The organism is Serratia sp. A07 (genome assembly GCF_058725505.1).
The window spans coordinates 1-836 of sequence record NZ_JBZXDO010000206.1; the positions used below are offsets into that span (position 1 = coordinate 1).

General features: G+C 60.0%; 1 protein-coding gene and 1 pseudogene. Both read right to left on the reverse strand.

Features of this window, described 5'->3' with window-relative positions; translation table 11 throughout:
- A pseudogene (locus AC4PR2_RS29265) lies at positions 1 to 406 on the reverse strand (hypothetical protein); the annotation flags it as partial.
- Positions 403 to 836: PFGI-1 class ICE element type IV pilus protein PilL2 (pilL2, locus tag AC4PR2_RS29270; protein ID WP_492176097.1), on the reverse strand; the 434-nt coding region annotated here is incomplete at its 5' end. The gene pilL2 and the pseudogene AC4PR2_RS29265, both read right to left, overlap by 4 nt.

The following is an 836-nucleotide window of genomic DNA, read 5'->3' on the forward strand; positions in this document are numbered from 1 at the left end:
CAGTCGCTGACTTTTTCACGGACTCAATGCTGTCTTTCAGCGCATTCAACTCAACCTGTTGCGCCTGCAACTGCTGCGCAAGTTTTTCCGGTAACCCATTGGTTAGCGTCAGCGCACCAATCTGCCGCATGAGCGAGTCCTGGCGTTCAGCCAGGCTTTTAAGCTGTTTAGCCTGCGCCTGCAGCTCATCGGCCATAGAGTTCATGCCATCCTGCGGCGCCAATGCTTTCTGTGCCTGCTCAAGCAGGGCAATACGCTGGTCGATATGCCTGATAGTCCCTGAGCCGGCGAGGCCTGCAACCAGGACAACAACGACGCCGACCGTTGCCCCCCAGAAGGTCTTGCTCCGCAGCAACCCTTTTTTTGCCGGTGTCATCGGCACCATTTCGTCATTATGCTCAGTCATTTTTTCAGCCACCCGCCGGTTGTCGGTACCGCGTTAACGGGCGGAGGTGCAATGACCGTCGCAGCAGGATGCGCTGAAACCGGTGCTGAAACCGCCCTGGCCGGCGCCACCGTCACCAGCGGCAGCTGTGTCGCCGGCAACTGATACCCGTCACGCAGGCTGTGGCAGACAACACGTTGCACGTCGTCTACCTCAAGCTGCCACGCGGGGCCTGCCAGTACCTGCAGCGCGGTACGCAAACGCATCGGTCCCAGTTGGTACTGCACCGCCGGCAGCGCCTGGCGGTACAGCACGCCGTTTGCCGATCCGGTCGCGCACAGTGAATAGCCCGACTGGCGCAGCGCATAACGCAGCGCGTCAGCCACCGTCGGTTTTACTGATGCCGGAATACGGATATCGATGATTTGCGAGAGCGGATCACGCTGAACGG